Origin of the sequence: Microbacterium sp. NPDC064942 (assembly GCF_049545525.1) — a bacterium.
In the GTDB taxonomy this organism is placed as follows: domain Bacteria; phylum Actinomycetota; class Actinomycetes; order Actinomycetales; family Microbacteriaceae; genus Microbacterium; species Microbacterium gawkjiense.
The window spans coordinates 775,850-790,814 of sequence record NZ_JBMWDR010000001.1; the positions used below are offsets into that span (position 1 = coordinate 775,850).

Consider the following 14,965-nt stretch of genomic DNA (forward strand, 5'->3'; position numbering starts at 1 on the left):
GATCAGCGCAACAGGCGCACAATGGTCGCATGGGACTCTTCACGCAGCGACCCGAAGAACCGTCGGAATGGGCAGGGCTCCCCGCCGAACCGATGGAGCCACGAAACCCCGTGGAGCGGCTGGGAGACGGGCCCGCGGTCTCGGACTGGTCTCCGGACCTGCTCTCCGTGTCGCCCGCCACGGCGACGTGGATCGAGATCCCCGTCGATCCCGCACCCGAGCCGGACGGCGCCGACGGGGACTGACCCTGCTCAGCGCATCGCGTCGCCGATGTAGGAGTATTTGACGAAGACCTCCGAGGCCCACCCGGCCTCTTCGAGCACGCCCTGCACGGCGGTCAGCATGTACTTCGAATCCCAACCGAGGTAGAGGTACCGCCCCTCGTCGAGGGTGTCCCACTGGCCGTTCCACGCCATCGCCGGGTAGACGGGTCCGCCCTGGCGGGCGCTGTACTCGACGACACTGTGCCGCGAGTCGGCCCAGAGCCTCGCGAACACGCGGTTGAACAGGTAGCGGACGTCCCGCACGTCCCAGTGCTCGCCGCGGTACTCGACGTAGTCGAACTCGCGCTGCCAGCCGCGGGGCCAGCCGCGCCGCTTCTTGGCGTCGAGGATCGGCGTGAGGTTGTCGTCGTCGATCCCCACCACGGCGGGGCGGCGCCACGCGTCCATGAAGCGCGCGGTCAGCTGCTCGGTGCGTTCGGCGATCCGAGCCGTCGTCCAGGTCTCGGCATCCGCGATCCGACGCGTGAACTCGAGGCCGCTCGACGCGTAGGCACTCCGCTTCGCGGGGAAGGAGGCGTCGAACACCCGATCGGCGGCGTCCTCCTCGAGGAGCGTCAGGTTGCCGAGCGTGTTCACCAGGGCGCGGTGCGCGTTCTGCTCGTCGTCGCTGAGGTCGGCCCAGCGCCGGACGCCGTCGCCGGTCCACTCGTCGGAGGGCGCCGCGGGGAGGACGTGCTCGAGGACGACGTCGGCGTCGTCGTCCACCCCCGCCAGGCGCGCGAGGACGAAACCCGCGTGGGGGAGTTCGCCGTAGCGCAGACCCACCCGGGTCCGCTCGTCCGACGGCGTGATGCGGGCGATGGCGAGCACGAGCGCCTCCATCCCCTCATCCGCCGCGCGGCAGAAGCGCGCGACGAGCCGGTCGACGGACAGGCCGACGACGGTCCGGCGCAGCAGCAGGGACTCCACATGCGTCAGGGCGAGCGACAGATCGGATGCCGAGAGCTCACCGTGCAGGTGGTCCCGGTACAGCCGCATCGCGAGGGGATACATGCCGCGGCCCAGCGTGTTGATCGCGGCGAAATGGCGTGCGATGCCCGCATCCGTCGCCGAGCCCGGTTCGAGCAGGAGCCGGTAGATCTCCGACAGCTCACGCCACTCTTGCGCGCGGGCACGCAGCGCCGTCCTATCCAAGCGCGGGAACTCGTGGCGGAACGCGTCGTAGACACCGCGCTCGCCCTCGACGAGCACCTCGCGCCCCGTCAACATGACGAGGTAGTCCCGCCAGAAGGCACCGATCTGCTCGCCCGTGTTCGCCTCGATCGCGAGCCAGTACTCGTTCTCGATCTCGCTCTGCTCGGCGTGCGAGAGGCCCATCAGCACGTAGTTGTGGATCAGCTCGTGGTCGCGCAGCGGTTCGCCCGTCGAGTTGAGGCTCTCGAAGATCTGCTGCGCGTTCGCCTGCCCGCCGAGGGTGATCGACACGTGCTCCAGCTTGCGCAGGCCACGCCAGATGTCGGCGGCCTCGTCCGGCCGGATCTGGCTCCGGAAGAACGCGTAGTTGTCATCGAAGCGCGACACGCGGTCGGTGTCGGCGGGGGAGCGGCGGTCGAGCACGACGCTCTCGAAGACGTCCGCCCAGGCGCGGTGGGGACGCAGCTTCGTCCGCGCCGGCTCGCCGTGACGCACCAGCACCGCCTCGAGTTCGGCGGCGAGGCCCGGATCGTCGTCGCGGAGGGTGTGGTGGAGCGCCGCGACCAGCAGCATCAGCGTCGTGACGCGCTGCTGCCCGTCGATGAGGACGAGGTGGGCGTCGTCCTCCGCCGACGTGCTGGCGGTCGAGAGGATGGAGCCGATGAAGTGCGTGTGACCGTCTTCACCTGCGGCTGCGGCGCGGATGTCGCCGAGAAGCTGCTCGCACCCGCCGATGTCCCAGCGATACTGCCGCTGATAGACCGGCACGACGATCGTGGTGTCCGAGGCGGAGAGCCAATCGATCGTGTTGACGGCGGTCGCATCGACGTTCGTGGCGCTGCTCATGTTCCTCGAATCGCTCCTCGAATTTCCCGGTCGAGTCTACTGACGCTCCCAGAACGCCTAGGTAGGCTGGCCTAAGTCGGGCCTGTAAAAACTTCGCTCGCCCGACAGAAAGGTTGATCCGCATGGGTTACATCAAGAGTGCTCTGCTCGAGGAGACCGGCTACGCCGTCCTCGACATGTACGGCAAGCACATCGATCCGAAGGAATGGCTCGACGTCGAGTACGTCGACTGGAAGTCGTCGGGGGACACTCGCTTCGCACCGCTCGCCTCGGCCAAGGGTGAGATCGAGTGCAACGGCTTCTGGAACCACCAGCCGCCGCGCACCGACAAGGACGGTGTCTGGATCCCCTCGCAGACCGAGAAGGCGCCCACGCTCACCGAGCGCGCGCTCGAGCCGGGCTCGAACGTCGGACGCTGCCGCATCATCGAGCTGCAGCCGAACACCTACGCCGACGCGCTCTACAACCTGCACCAGGACGACAACAACCGGCTGAACCCCGACGGCACCGGCTGGGTCGTCCGCAGCTTCTTCAACCTCACCGACGACAAGGACAGCTTCTTCGTCCTGCGTGACAACCGCACCGACCCGAGCGGCGAAACCCGCATCGCCCTGCCCGCCGGCGCGCAGCTCGTCATCGACACGCAGCGTCTGTGGCACGCCGCCTACCACCCCGGCGACGCCCCGCGGTACTGCCTCATCACGTCGTGGGAGTCCGGCCCCGAGCTCGACGCCTACATGGAGAAGTACAACGGCGTGAACAAGGTCGAGAGCGTTCCGCTCGACCAGGAGACCATCGACGCCGCGCAGGCCGAGCAGGAGCGGCGCATCGCCGCCCGTGCCGCTGCTCTCGCGGCTCGCGGTCAGCGCGAGGTCCTCGCGATGAGCGAGGCCTGACCCGCCTCTCCCTGACGACGCCCCCGGTCCTCGGCCCGGGGGCGTCGTCGCATGAGCGGTTCTTGTTTCGTGTGGTTTTGTGTTGTACCGTGTGGTCTTGTTCGAGGAGGACCACATGTACGCAACGGAGCGCCAGCGGCAGATCGAGCAGCTGATCGCCACGGACGGGCGCGTCGCCGTTCTCGACCTCGCGGATCGCTTCGGGGTCACCACCGAGACGGTCCGTCGCGATCTCGCCGCCCTCGAGCGTGTCGGCCTCGTCCGCCGCGTCCACGGCGGCGCCGTCCACCGGGCTCGCGCGAGCACCGCCGAGGTCTCGGTCGCCGAGCGGGCGGGACAGCGCAGCGGCGCGAAGCAGACCATCGCCCGTGCCGCCGTCGACCTGCTCGGCGCCGAGCTCGACGGCGCCCTCTACCTCGACGCCGGCACGACGACCGGGGCCATCGCCCAGCTTCTCGCAACCGGACCGCACCCCGCCGGCGACCTCGAGGTCGTCACGCACTCCATGTCGGTCGCCCACATCCTCGCCGGCGCCCCCGCCGTGGGACTGACGGCCATCGGCGGGCGGGTGCGCGGGCTCACCGCAGCCGCCGTCGGAGCGCAGACGGTGGAGGCGATCGGCCGACTCCGGCCCGACATCGCCTTCATCGGCACGAACGGCGTCTCCGCGGCATTCGGCCTCAGCACGCCGGATCCCGACGAGGCGGCCGTCAAGCGCGCCATCGTCGCGTCGGCCCGCCGCATCGTGGTCGTCGCCGACGGCGACAAATTCGACGCGGAGCTCCTCGTCTCGTTCGCGTCGCTGACGGACGTCGACGTCCTCCTGACCGACACGGCGCCGGCGGGAGCCCTCGCCGCCGCACTCCGCGACGCCGATGTGGAGGTGCAGGTCGGATGATCGTCACCCTCACCACCAACCCGTCCCTCGATCGCACGATCTCCCTCGCCGCGCCCCTGCAGGTGGGCGAGGTGCAGAGCGCGCTCGGCGTTCGCGAGGATGCGGGCGGCAAGGGGATCAACGTCGCGCGGGTGGTCGCCGCGGCATCCCGTCCCACTCTCGCCGTCCTGCCGCTCGATCCCCGCGATCCGTTCGCGGGCGCCCTGGCGGCGACCGGCATCCCGACGCGGACCGTCGCCCACGACGGCGCCACCCGCGCGAACATCACGATCGCCGACCACTCCGGGACCACGACGAAGCTGAACCTGCCGGGGGCCGCGTTCACGGAAGAGGATGCCGCGGCCCTGACCGCCGCGGTCGTCGCCGCGTCGGGGGGCGCGTCGTGGCTGGTGCTCGCCGGATCGCTCGCGCCGGGCCTGCCTGTGGACTACTACGTGAGCGTGATCGAGGCGGTCCGTGCGGCCTGGGGACCCTCCGCTCCGCGCATCGCGGTCGACACCTCGGGGCCGGCCCTGGCCGCCGTCGTCGCCGCCGGGCGCCCCGACCTGATCAAGCCCAACGACGAGGAACTCGCCGAACTCACTGGTCGCGGCCTCGACGCGGAGCTCGAGCTCCCCGACGCCGTCGCGCAGATCGCGCGCGGGCTGGTCCCGGCATCCGTCGCCGCCGCCCTCGTGACGCTCGGGGGCGACGGAGCCGTCCTCGTCACCGCCGACGGCGCGTGGCACGGCACACCGCCCCCGACGCGCGTGCGCAGCACGGTGGGGGCCGGCGACAGCTCGCTCGCCGGCTACCTGCTCGCCGAGACGACCGGTGCCGCACCGGAGGAGCGCCTGCGCTCCGGCATCCGCTACGGATCCGCGGCTGCGTCGCTTCCGGGCACCCAACCTCCCACCCCCCACGACCTGTCGACCGGCGCGGTGCCGGTGCGACTCCTCTCGCAGGACAACCCGACCACTGGAGGTCACCGTGACTGAGATCATCACCGCGGAACTCGTCAGTATCGACGAGCCGCTCGGCGCCGACAAGCGCGCCGTCATCGACGCCCTCGCCCAGCGCGTCGCGGCGCAGGGGAGGGCCACCGACGGCGCCCGCCTGGCCGACGACGCCTGGGCGCGCGAGGAGAAGGACGAGACCGGCCTGCCCGGCGGCATCGCCATCCCGCACGCGAAGAGCGCCGCCGTCATGCAGGCCTCGCTGGCCTTCGCGCGGCTGAACCCCGGCGTCGACTTCGGTGCCGAGGACGGCGGCGCCGACCTCGTCTTCCTCATCGCCGCTCCCGACACCGCCGCCGAGGAGCACCTCGCCGTGCTCTCCAAGCTCGCCCGCAGCCTCATGCGCGACGACTTCACGGCGGGCCTGCGCGCCGCATCGACGGCCGACGAGGTCGTCGCCATCGTCCGCGACGCCATCTCGGACGCGCCCGCCGCCGAGGCCCCCGCCTCGCGCGCCGAGGCGCGCGCCGCGGCACCGGCCGCCGCGGCCCCCGCCGACGACGCGCTCCTGATCGACGGCCGCCCCGCGCGCATCGTCGCGGTCACGGCGTGCGCCACCGGCATCGCCCATACCTTCATGGCCGCCGACGCGCTGACGGCGACGGGGCAGATGGACGGCGTCGACCTCACCGTCGAGCCGCAGGGATCGAGTGGCTACAAGGCCATCGACCAGCGCATCATCGACGAGGCCGACGCCGTCATCTTCGCCGTCGACGTCGACGTCCGCGAGCAGGCGCGCTTCGCCGGCAAGCCGGTCGTCCGGGCCGGGGTCAAGCGCGGGATCGAGCAGCCCGCCCAGATGATTCGCGAGGCCGTCGCCGCCGCGAAGAACCCGAACGCCGCGCGCGTTCCGGCCGCGTCCGGCGCGAACGCGACCCGCGAAGCCGCACCCACCTCGCTCGGCGGCGCGATCCGCCGGGCGCTGCTGACGGGTGTCAGCTACATGATCCCGTTCGTCGCCGGCGGCGGTCTGCTGATCGCGCTCGGCTTCGCTCTCGCGGGCTACCAGATCGCCTCGCCGCACGAGGGAGCCGACGTCAACAACGCCGTCTACGCCCTCCAGAACTTCACGCTGTGGAACCTCCCGCCCGAGGGGCTCGGGTACTACCTCGGTGCGGTCGCCTTCCAGATCGGTGGCCTCTCGTTCGGGTTCCTCGTCCCTGCCCTGGCCGGTTACATCGCCTACGGCATCGCCGATCGCCCCGGCATCGCGCCCGGCTTCGTCGCCGGTGCCGTCGCCACCTTCATGGGTGCCGGCTTCATCGGCGCGATCGTCGGCGGTCTGCTCGCCGGTCTCGCGGCGTGGTGGCTGAACCGTCTCGACGTGCCGCGCTGGCTGCGCGGTCTGATGCCCGTCGTCATCATCCCGCTGCTCGCTTCGATCTTCGCGTCGGGTCTTCTGCTGATGGTGTTCGGCGGCCCGATCGCCGCGCTCAGCGTGGCGCTGAACGGCTGGCTGGGAAGCCTCACCGGCGCCGGCGTGATCCTGCTGGGCGTCATCCTCGGTCTCATGATGTGCTTCGACCTCGGTGGTCCCGTCAACAAGGTCGCCTACGGCTTCGCCACCGCGAACCTGGCACAGGGCATCGCCGGCGACGAGCGCTACCTGCAGATCATGGCCGCCGTCATGGCGGCGGGGATGGTCCCGCCGCTCGCGATGGCGCTCGCCTCGACCGTCCTCGGCCGCAAGCTGTTCACGGCGCCCGAGCGTGAGAACGGCAAGGCCGCCTGGCTGCTCGGCGCCGCCTTCATCTCCGAGGGGGCGATCCCCTTCGCGGCCGCCGACGTGTTCCGTGTCATCCCGGCCATGATGCTCGGCGGTGCCGTGACCGGCGCGCTGTCGATGGCCTTTGCGGTCACCTCCCGCGCTCCGCACGGCGGCGTGTTCGTCTTCTTCGCGATCGACAACTTCTGGCTGTGGCTGGTCGCGATCGCGGCGGGCACCGTCGTCAGCGCCGTCGCCGTCGTGGTCCTGAAGCGCTTCGTCCGCCGCCGCCCGATCGAGGCGGATGTGCCCGCCGTCGCCGCCACGGCATAGTCTCGATACACCGACTCAAGGAGGAAGATCCACCATGGCCGAACGGACCGCAACCGTCGCGAGCAGCTCCGGACTGCACGCCCGCCCCGCAAAGCTCTTCGTGCAGGCGGTCAAGGAGACGGGCGTGCCCGTCACGATCGCCGTTCCCGGTGGCCCCGACCAGAACGCCGGCAGCATCCTGACCCTCATGGGTCTCGGTGCGACGCAGGGCACGGTCGTCACGCTCAAGGCCGAGGGCGAGGGCGCCGAGGAGGCTCTCGACAAGCTCGTCGCCTTCATCGAGACGGATCACGACGCCGAGTGAGGCTCGACCCCCACGAACGACGGATGCCGCGGAGCGCAAGCCCCGCGGCATCCGTCGTTCGTGCGTGCGATGTCAGAGGTCGGTCGATTCTCCCGGATCGAGGGTGACGAACTCGCCGCCGTTCTGCTCGGTCGCCCACTTCAGCCGGTCACGGTGCATCGCGAGACCCGCGCGGGAAAGCGTCATGTCGTGCGTGCCGAAGGCGCGGCGCGGCTTCACGGCGAGCACGTAGTCCATCGCCTCGCCGATCTTGAGCCACGGTGCGCCGATGGGCGCCGCGAGCAGACCGACTTCGACGCCCTCGGGGACGGCGTAGGAGTCGCCCGGGTAGTAGAAGTCGTCGTTCACGAGGACGCCGAGGTTGTCGATGACGGGGATCGACTCGTGGATCACGCTGTGGGTGCCGCCGAAGAAGCGGAGTCGGAAGGGACCCAGCTCGAGTTCGTCGCCGACTTCCACCGCGGTGACGTCGTAGTCGGATGCCGCGGCCACGACACCCGCAGGCCCGAAGATCGGCACACCCGGCGCCTGGGAGAGGACGGCGTCGAGCTGGGCGGGGGTCCAGTGGTCCGGGTGCTCGTGCGTGAGGATCACGCCGACCAGACCGTTCAGATCGTCGAGGGGCAGGGTGAAGGAACCGGGGTCGATGAGGAGGGTCTTGCCCTCGCTGTCGAGGCGGAGGCAGGCATGTTCGTGCTTCGTGACGCGCATCGTCCCAGTCAACTCAGCAGGGCGGGCTGTGGCAAGGGCGGCCCGATTTTGCACCGCTGTGAACGTCATGCATAATTGAACGGTTGCCTCCGCAGGGAGGGAACGGAAAAGTACGGCCCCATCGTATAGCGGCCTAGTACGCCGCCCTCTCACGGCGGTAACGCGGGTTCGAATCCCGCTGGGGTCACCAACAGAAAACCCCCGGTCAGACCGGGGGTTTTCGTCATTTCACACTCAGGGGTTTTAGAGCTTTTTTCGGGTTTGCCCACAATTTGCCCACGGTTCCCAGAGTCGATCTTTGACGGAGATCGTCGAAAGCTGTCCCCGATCGCTGATTCGAGCACATTTTTGACTGCGGTCCGACGCGCGATGAGGTGTCGGAGAGAGGTTCTTTCACGCGCGGATCGCCCTGCGCCGTTGGTGGCGTCGACGCCTACTTTTCGCTCGCTGTTGCGCCGTACAACTCGCCAACTGCGGTGTGAAGCGCGGCGCTGTTGAGCGAGACCGCGACCGCGTCGAGGTCTTCTTCGAACAGGTCGGCATACACGTCGAGCGTCACGCTCGCTTTCGCGTGTCCGAGCATCCGCTGGACCGCTTTGACGTTTGCACCCGCGGAGATGGCGAGGGACGCCGCGGTGTGGCGCAGTTCGTGAGGCGTAAGGCGGTCGAGGTCGATACTTGTGGCGGCGTCGTCGAACCAACCGATGCGGAAGACCGCGTTGCGCAGCCAGGTGCCCGTGCGCTGGCCGTAGAAGACTGGGTCCGATGGTTTGCGGCCCGCGATTTGCCGCGCGAGGTGGGGGACGAGGAACGCGGGCACCGGAATGGAGCGGTGCTCGTAGTCTTTCGGCGCTTCCTCCCGCTGGTAGCCCTTGACCATGACGACGGTCACCGCGACATTGAGACGTCCACGCTCGAGATCGACATCCTTCACGCGGAGCCCGGACAGCTCACCCCAGCGAAGGCCGCAATAGGCGAGGACGAGCACGAGGATGTCGTATCCCAGGTCCGCACCATGAGGCTGCTCACCAACCGCGTGGGCGAGCTGTCCCACCTGCGTGTGGCTCAGGTATCGTTTGCGTTTTTGAACCGTTCGGGCGAGCCTGAGCGATGCGGCGGGGTTGTACGAAATTCGTCCGTCTTCCACGGCGAGCGTGAGGGCGCCTGAGAGGACGAGAACGATCTTCCGCACGGTGGCGGGCTCGCCGGGGAGCTTGGACGCCCACTGTTGAACTCCGAGGCGGGTCAGATCTCCGAGTGCGACGTGCCCGAGCTGCGGCTTGACGTGCTTGCTGATGATCGACTCAATGCGCGCATGCGTAGTCGCACGAATATCGGAGCGCGATGCCAGCCAGATGTCCATCCACTGTGCGATCGTGACGCGCGCGCGACCCGGATCAATGTACCCGCCCCGCGCTTTGTCTATCTCGACGGACGCCAAGAAGAGTTCGGCTTCGCGCTTGGTGCGAAATCCGCGCTTGTCTGTCTGCGAGTGGTCGGGCTTCCGGTAACGCACGCGGTAGCGGCGCCCGTGCGCTGATTCGTACGGCGTGACACTGCCCATGATGGGGGAGTGTAGACCGGATCCGCGACCTTTCCCACCGGCTCCAAGGCGTGCGGCTGCGTTTGGCGAGCTGGGCCATGCGCAGTTCGATGTGCGAGACCGAGTCCAGTTCGAATGGACTTTCTTCTCCACCAGCTGGGCGGACCACACAGCCCAGTCGGCCGGCAAAGGGTGCGTTCCCTCCCCGCGCCGGAGTTCAGATCAAGCTCGGAGCGATCGCCACCGCGACGAAACCTGACACGAGCACGGCGACCGCGAGTACCAGCGCGGTCGCTTGCACGCTGCTGGGGGCCGCCGGTACGGCCGATCCTGGCATCTCCTCGGGCGCGGCGCGGAATGGGCTGGTGAACAGGCGAAGGTAGTAGAAGAGGCTGACCACCGTGTTGATCGCCGCGACGACGACGAGCCAGACGAGTCCGCCATCCCACGTGGATGTGAACACGGCGAGTTTGCCGAAGAAGACGGCGGTGGGCGGTGTTCCCACCAGGCTGAGCGCGCCGATCACGAGCGTTGCGGTCAGCCACGGATGCCGGCGTGCGGCACCGGCGAAGTCGTCGATACGCTCGCGTTCGGGCAGCGTAGAGAAGGCGGCGAAGACGGTCAGGTTCGAGATGCTGTACAGCACCAGGTAGGCGAGCAGACTCGCCGGAGCAGTGGGGGCGGCGCCGATGACCGCGATCGGCATCAGCAGATATCCGACCTGACTCACGGTGGACCAGCCCATCAGGCGGCGCACGTTGCGCTGTGCCAGCGCGGCAAGATTCCCCACGGTCATGCTCAGTGCCGCGAGCACTCCGATGAGGAGCGGAACGTCGATGCTCGACGGCATCACGGTCACCACACGGGCGATGGCAACGAGCGCGCCGATCTTGGGGACTGTTGTCAAGAACGCGCCGACAGCGGTGCCTGCGGCTTCGGTGGCGTCGGGCACCCAGAAATGCCCCGGCACCCCTCCTGCCTTGAAGAGGAGTCCGATGATGGTCGCAACGACACCCAAGACGACCGCAGCGGTCGGGGCTGCCGCGAGGGCGGTGTTCATGGTCGCGTAGCTACTCGTGCCGGCGAGGCTGGTCAAAAGTGCCACTCCCGCGAGCAGAAGGACACCGAACAGCGCCCCCATCAGATACGTCTTCAGAGTCGCTTCGGCGGCATGGGCAGTACGTCTGATCCCGATGAGCGCGTACAGCGGGATACTCGTGAGAAGGAACGCCGCAATCAGCACGAGCAGGTCTGTCGCTCCGCCCATCACGACGGTGCCGAGGGTGGCCAGGAGGAGGAGCGTGTACGTTTCGCTTTCCCTGGGGGAGCCGCGGAAGTCGCGCCGTCCAATCAGGACCACGACCACCGTGCACAGGGGAGCGAGAACGCGCACGAGCATTGTCGGGGCGTCGATGGCGTAGGTCCCCTCGAAGATCGCACCCCCCGCCTGCCCGGCAGCTCCCGCGGCGACGCCCGCACTGACGACGAGCGCCCCGAGCGTGAACCAACGGATGATGACCTGGCCTCGGCGTGGCAGGAAGCTGCCGCCGAGCAACGCGATCACCGCGGCGGCGAGGAGCACCGCTTCGGGGATCAGCGCGGAATAGTTCATAGACATCGATGTCACGGGCCGAGCACGCCGATCAACTGGTCGGCCGCGGGGGCGATGAGTTCGATCAGTGGGCCGGGGAAGATGCCGATGATCACGGACAACCCCAGAAGCACAACGAGTGGGACGATCTCATGGCGCCGGAGGTCATCGAATCCGGGCGATAGGCCGGTGGTGGGGCCGGTGAAGACTCGCTGGAAGGCGCGCAAGAACAGCACGGCCACGACCAGAATGCCCGGTAGTGCCAGCGCCGCCCACAGCGTCGTGCCGATACTGCCCGTGAAGATCTGGAACTCTGCGATGAATCCGCTGAAGCCGGGAAGGCCGAGGGAGGCGAACGCGGCGATGGCGAAGAAGCCCGCGAACCGCGGGGCGGGCGAGGCGAGTCCCCCGTAACGGCGGAGATCGTAGCTGCCGGTGCGATCCCAGAACACTCCCGCGAGCAGAAACAGTGCGCCGGTGATCAGACCGTGCGACACCATCTGAATCACGGCGCCGGTGATTGCAAGGTGCTGCGCCTGCTCGCTGTCCTGGGACACGATACCGGCGGCACCGACGGCGAGGATCACGTAGCCCATGTGGTTGATCGAGGTGAACGCGATCATCCGCTTTACGTCCGTCTGCGCCAGTGCGACGAGCGCGCCGTAGAGCACCGACACGATTCCCACCGCGACGATCACCCACGCGCCAGCTCTCCAGGCATCCGGAAGCATCGGCATCGCGATGCGCACGAAACCGTACGTGCCCATCTTCAACATCACGGCGGCGAGCACGACGGACCCGATGCTCGGGGCATCGGTGTGGGCAGGGGGTAGCCAGGAGTGGAACGGGAACGTCGGGGTCTTGATCGCCAAGCCGACCACGATCGCGGTGAGAATGAGGCCACCGGTCACCGCGTTGCCCGTGAAAGCTCCCGCCTGGGACAGCTCGATCATGTCGAACGTGTGAGGGGAGGAGTTCAGGTAGAGCCCGATGAACCCCAGCAGCAAGGCCAGCGATCCCAGGAACGTGTACAGGAAGAACTTCAGTGCGGATCGGCGGGCGTTGCCATGACCCCATCCGGCGATGACGAAGTACATCCCCACGATCGACAGATCGAACCAGAGGAAGAACAAGATGAGGTCTTGGGCGGCGAAGAGCCCGAGGCACGTGGTCTGCAGGAACAAAAACAGCGCGGCCTGTGCGCGCGGTCGATCCTCAGTCCGGAGGGACCACACGGCGCTCGCGACGAAAATCACCCCGGTCAGCAGGAGCAGCGGGAGCGAGAACCCGTCGACGCCGATGTGATAGCTCGTGCCGACGCCCGGCATCCATGCCAGCTGCTCCTCCGCGACAAGGCCATTGCCGCTCGTGGGCCCGGCCACCGTGATGACGACGATCAGGGCCAGATCGACGAGTGTCGTGGTCAGCCACACCCAGCGCGCTGCGGCCGGGGTGATTCTTCTGAGCACCGCGAGGAGAATGCCGACGGCGACCGGCAAGAAGATGACAATGCTGAGCACGGGGCTACCTCACAACAATCAGGAGCACGACGAGGGCGACGGCGACGACGGCGCCGGCGGCGTAGTAGTCGGCGATGCGACCCGACTGGGAACGTCGGGCAAACCTACCGGCAGAGCGGGTGAACGTCACGACGCGACCCACCGCACCGTCGACCTCGCCGTCGAGCGACCGCGTGGCGGTCGCCGTCCGATCGAGGGTACGCGGCGCGGCATCGATTGCGTCGTCGAGTCTGTCATCACTGTGACCGACACGACCGGCCACGGCCTGCAGGGCGCCAGGTGACCGATCAATCAGCGCGTCGAGGAGGACATCGAAACGAGCCAGAGCGGCGGCGAAGACCTCCAGCGGGCGGCCGACGATGGTGATGGCGGCGCGCTCCAGACCGAACCACGTCGCCGAGCCAGGAACCGGCGGAAGCCGATACCGCAGCACGACAAGAACGACGATGAGGGCAAGGATCGCTGATGCCGCCAGCTCGGCGATGCTGCTCTGAGGCTGCCCTGCTGCGCCGATGGTTTCGCGGAACGGAGCATCCACACCGGGAGCAGCGAGGATTCCCAGAACAGCCGCCCCGACCGCCAGGACAGCGAGCGGGCCGTTCGCGCCGGCAGGAATGTGCCGTGTTCCCTGCTGCTCGGCATCCCACTCCGCCTCACGCGCCGCGTCCTGCGCAGGGGCCGCCCACGCCACTCCGATGATTTTCGCCGAATATGCCGCCGCCAGTACCGCCCCCACCAGGCCAGCCGCGTACAGAGCGGGGCTCGCTTCGAGCGCGGCCGCGAGAACAGAGTCTTTGGTGAGCCAGAGCGAGAGCGGTGGGATGCCGGCGAGCGAGAGTGCTCCGATCAGGAACGTCACTCCGACGAGAGGCCACCGCCGGCCGACGCCACGCAACGCGTGCAACTGTTTGGTGCCCGTTGCTGCCAGCCACGCGCCCGCGATGAGGAACAGCAGCGCCTTGGTGGCCGCGTGTGCGATCAGCTGCGCAGTTCCCCCCGCTGTCGCCCCGATGCCGGCGGCGAGGGTCACAAATCCCAGTTGCGCGGCGGTGGATGCGGCGAGGAGCTGTTTGAGGTCGGACTGGCCGATGGCGATTACACCCAAAACGATGGTCGTGGCCGCACCGATCCATGCGGCCGCCCATCCCGCCCAGCCGGACGCGAGCAAGAGTGGACTCAGTCGAAGCAGCAGGTATCCGCCCATGGCAACCATCGCGGCGGAGTGCAGCAAGGCGCTCACGGGGCTGGGCCCTTCCATGGCGCGGGACAACCAGAAGCTGAAGGGGAGTTGCGCGGCCTTTCCCAGGCCGGCGATCAGAACTCCCGCCGCGATGATCGACAGCCAGGGCGCCGAGGCGCTACTCAGATCGTCGAGTTGCCAGTCCACGCCCGCGACGATGGCCACACCCGCAGCCAGATACAGGCCGAGGTCGGCCGTCCGTGTCACGGTGAATGCGACGAAACCCGCGGGAATGGTGCGGGCGTTCTGCCAGTAAAAGCCGATGAGAGCGTACGAGGTGGCGCCCATGATCTCCCACGCGGCCAGCAACGACACCAGCGACGTCGACGTCACCGTGATGAGCACGGCAGCGATGAACACCAACATCAGACCATGGAAACGGGCCTCGGGCTGGGTCCGCTCGGCAACAGCGAAGACCAAGACGAGGAGCGCGACGGCGGTGATCATCGGCAGGAGGACGGCGGAAAGCCCGTCGACGACCAGGGTTGCACCGCCTGGCCCGATAAAGGCCGCCTCCCACCGCGGCCGGGTAAGGGCCGCAGCGATCGCGGCCCCCAGGGTCACCGTGGCGACCGCTATCGATGTGACCGGAGCGACCCTGTCGAAGCGGCGCCCGCCGAGGAGGAGGGCGGTGCCGGCAACCGCCGGCAAGGCGATCAGGATGATCAGCAGGAGACTCATCCGTTCAGGTCCGTTGCCGAATCGATCATGTCGGACCCTCGGGAGCGGTGCACGATCGTGGCCGCCGCGAATCCCATCGCCATCTCCACCGTCATCGCCGCGAGGATAACGATCATCAGGGTCTGGCCGTCGGGCGTGGGCGCGAGGAACCACCACAGCGCACCTGCCGCGAGGAGTACACCGTTGATCATCAGTTCGATGCCCATCATCACCATGACGACAACCTGCTGCGAGAGGGCGCCATACAGCCCGACGGCAAAAAGTGCCGCCGCGACGACGAGCAC

General features: G+C 68.5%; 13 protein-coding genes and 1 tRNA gene. 7 read left to right on the forward strand and 7 right to left on the reverse strand.

The features are described 5' to 3' along the window. The first annotated feature begins 29 nt into the window (after positions 1 to 29). Positions 30 to 245, forward strand: coding sequence for a hypothetical protein (locus ACPEH2_RS03760; protein ID WP_217530051.1), 216 nt, complete (start codon positions 30 to 32; stop codon positions 243 to 245). 6 nt (positions 246 to 251) lie between these two features. Here ACPEH2_RS03760 and ACPEH2_RS03765 read toward each other — a convergent pair whose 3' ends face one another. Continuing rightward, positions 252 to 2,264, reverse strand: a complete 2,013-nt coding sequence (locus ACPEH2_RS03765) for a DUF262 domain-containing protein (RefSeq protein ID WP_359917659.1) — start codon at positions 2,262 to 2,264, stop codon at positions 252 to 254. Positions 2,265 to 2,386: 122 nt separating this feature from the next. On the opposite strand from ACPEH2_RS03765, the gene ACPEH2_RS03770 reads away from it, so the two are divergent. The 5 genes from ACPEH2_RS03770 to ACPEH2_RS03790 all read left to right on the forward strand — a co-directional run bounded on the left by ACPEH2_RS03770 (position 2,387) and on the right by ACPEH2_RS03790 (position 7,395). Beyond that, a complete protein-coding gene (locus ACPEH2_RS03770; RefSeq protein ID WP_064001925.1) occupies positions 2,387 to 3,160 on the forward strand; it encodes a hypothetical protein in 774 nt (257 codons plus the stop codon). A gap of 115 nt (positions 3,161 to 3,275) precedes the next feature. Next, the gene (locus tag ACPEH2_RS03775) at positions 3,276 to 4,058 is read left to right on the forward strand and encodes a DeoR/GlpR family DNA-binding transcription regulator (protein ID WP_359917662.1); all 783 of its coding nucleotides are present in this window, start codon (positions 3,276 to 3,278) and stop codon (positions 4,056 to 4,058) included. Further along, the gene (locus ACPEH2_RS03780; protein WP_359917664.1) at positions 4,055 to 5,035 is read left to right on the forward strand and encodes a 1-phosphofructokinase family hexose kinase; all 981 of its coding nucleotides are present in this window, start codon (positions 4,055 to 4,057) and stop codon (positions 5,033 to 5,035) included. The genes ACPEH2_RS03775 and ACPEH2_RS03780 overlap by 4 nt, the downstream gene beginning before the upstream one ends. Beyond that, the gene (locus tag ACPEH2_RS03785; RefSeq protein ID WP_359917667.1) at positions 5,028 to 7,091 is read left to right on the forward strand and encodes a PTS fructose transporter subunit IIABC; all 2,064 of its coding nucleotides are present in this window, start codon (positions 5,028 to 5,030) and stop codon (positions 7,089 to 7,091) included. Before ACPEH2_RS03780 ends, ACPEH2_RS03785 begins: the two co-directional genes overlap by 8 nt. A gap of 34 nt (positions 7,092 to 7,125) precedes the next feature. After that, positions 7,126 to 7,395, forward strand: coding sequence for an HPr family phosphocarrier protein (locus ACPEH2_RS03790; protein ID WP_064001929.1), 270 nt, complete (start codon positions 7,126 to 7,128; stop codon positions 7,393 to 7,395). 72 nt (positions 7,396 to 7,467) lie between these two features. Here ACPEH2_RS03790 and ACPEH2_RS03795 read toward each other — a convergent pair whose 3' ends face one another. Then, positions 7,468 to 8,106, reverse strand: coding sequence for an MBL fold metallo-hydrolase (locus tag ACPEH2_RS03795; protein ID WP_359917670.1), 639 nt, complete (start codon positions 8,104 to 8,106; stop codon positions 7,468 to 7,470). Between the two features lie 114 nt (positions 8,107 to 8,220). Here ACPEH2_RS03795 and ACPEH2_RS03800 point away from each other — a divergent pair. Further along, positions 8,221 to 8,296 (forward strand) — tRNA-Glu (locus ACPEH2_RS03800). 243 nt (positions 8,297 to 8,539) lie between these two features. Here the strand turns inward: ACPEH2_RS03800 and ACPEH2_RS03805 are convergent. The 5 genes from ACPEH2_RS03805 to ACPEH2_RS03825 all read right to left on the reverse strand — a co-directional run bounded on the left by ACPEH2_RS03805 (position 8,540) and on the right by ACPEH2_RS03825 (position 14,965). After that, positions 8,540 to 9,670, reverse strand: a complete 1,131-nt coding sequence (locus ACPEH2_RS03805) for a tyrosine-type recombinase/integrase (RefSeq protein ID WP_359917673.1) — start codon at positions 9,668 to 9,670, stop codon at positions 8,540 to 8,542. Positions 9,671 to 9,866: 196 nt separating this feature from the next. Continuing rightward, the gene (locus ACPEH2_RS03810) at positions 9,867 to 11,261 is read right to left on the reverse strand and encodes an NADH-quinone oxidoreductase subunit N (protein WP_359917676.1); all 1,395 of its coding nucleotides are present in this window, start codon (positions 11,259 to 11,261) and stop codon (positions 9,867 to 9,869) included. Between the two features lie 11 nt (positions 11,262 to 11,272). Next, entirely contained in the window at positions 11,273 to 12,760 is a 1,488-nt protein-coding gene (locus ACPEH2_RS03815; protein WP_359917678.1) for a complex I subunit 4 family protein, read from the reverse strand. Between the two features lie 4 nt (positions 12,761 to 12,764). Further along, a complete protein-coding gene (locus ACPEH2_RS03820) occupies positions 12,765 to 14,681 on the reverse strand; it encodes an NADH-quinone oxidoreductase subunit L (protein WP_359917681.1) in 1,917 nt (638 codons plus the stop codon). Beyond that, the gene (locus tag ACPEH2_RS03825; RefSeq protein WP_235272480.1) at positions 14,678 to 14,965 is read right to left on the reverse strand and encodes an NADH-quinone oxidoreductase subunit NuoK; all 288 of its coding nucleotides are present in this window, start codon (positions 14,963 to 14,965) and stop codon (positions 14,678 to 14,680) included. Before ACPEH2_RS03825 ends, ACPEH2_RS03820 begins: the two co-directional genes overlap by 4 nt.

Bases quoted from the DNA above. Each gene is read 5' to 3' on its own strand.
- ACPEH2_RS03775 (WP_359917662.1), top strand. From the start codon at position 3,276: ATGTACGCAACGGAGCGCCAGCGGCAGATCGAGCAGCTGATCGCCACG.
- ACPEH2_RS03795 (WP_359917670.1), bottom strand. From the start codon at position 8,106: ATGCGCGTCACGAAGCACGAACATGCCTGCCTCCGCCTCGACAGCGAG.
- ACPEH2_RS03790 (WP_064001929.1), top strand. From the start codon at position 7,126: ATGGCCGAACGGACCGCAACCGTCGCGAGCAGCTCCGGACTGCACGCC.
- ACPEH2_RS03805 (WP_359917673.1), bottom strand. From the start codon at position 9,670: ATGGGCAGTGTCACGCCGTACGAATCAGCGCACGGGCGCCGCTACCGC.
- ACPEH2_RS03820 (WP_359917681.1), bottom strand. From the start codon at position 14,681: ATGAGTCTCCTGCTGATCATCCTGATCGCCTTGCCGGCGGTTGCCGGC.
- ACPEH2_RS03765 (WP_359917659.1), bottom strand. From the start codon at position 2,264: ATGAGCAGCGCCACGAACGTCGATGCGACCGCCGTCAACACGATCGAT.
- ACPEH2_RS03760 (WP_217530051.1), top strand. From the start codon at position 30: ATGGGACTCTTCACGCAGCGACCCGAAGAACCGTCGGAATGGGCAGGG.
- ACPEH2_RS03770 (WP_064001925.1), top strand. From the start codon at position 2,387: ATGGGTTACATCAAGAGTGCTCTGCTCGAGGAGACCGGCTACGCCGTC.
- ACPEH2_RS03780 (WP_359917664.1), top strand. From the start codon at position 4,055: ATGATCGTCACCCTCACCACCAACCCGTCCCTCGATCGCACGATCTCC.
- ACPEH2_RS03810 (WP_359917676.1), bottom strand. From the start codon at position 11,261: ATGAACTATTCCGCGCTGATCCCCGAAGCGGTGCTCCTCGCCGCCGCG.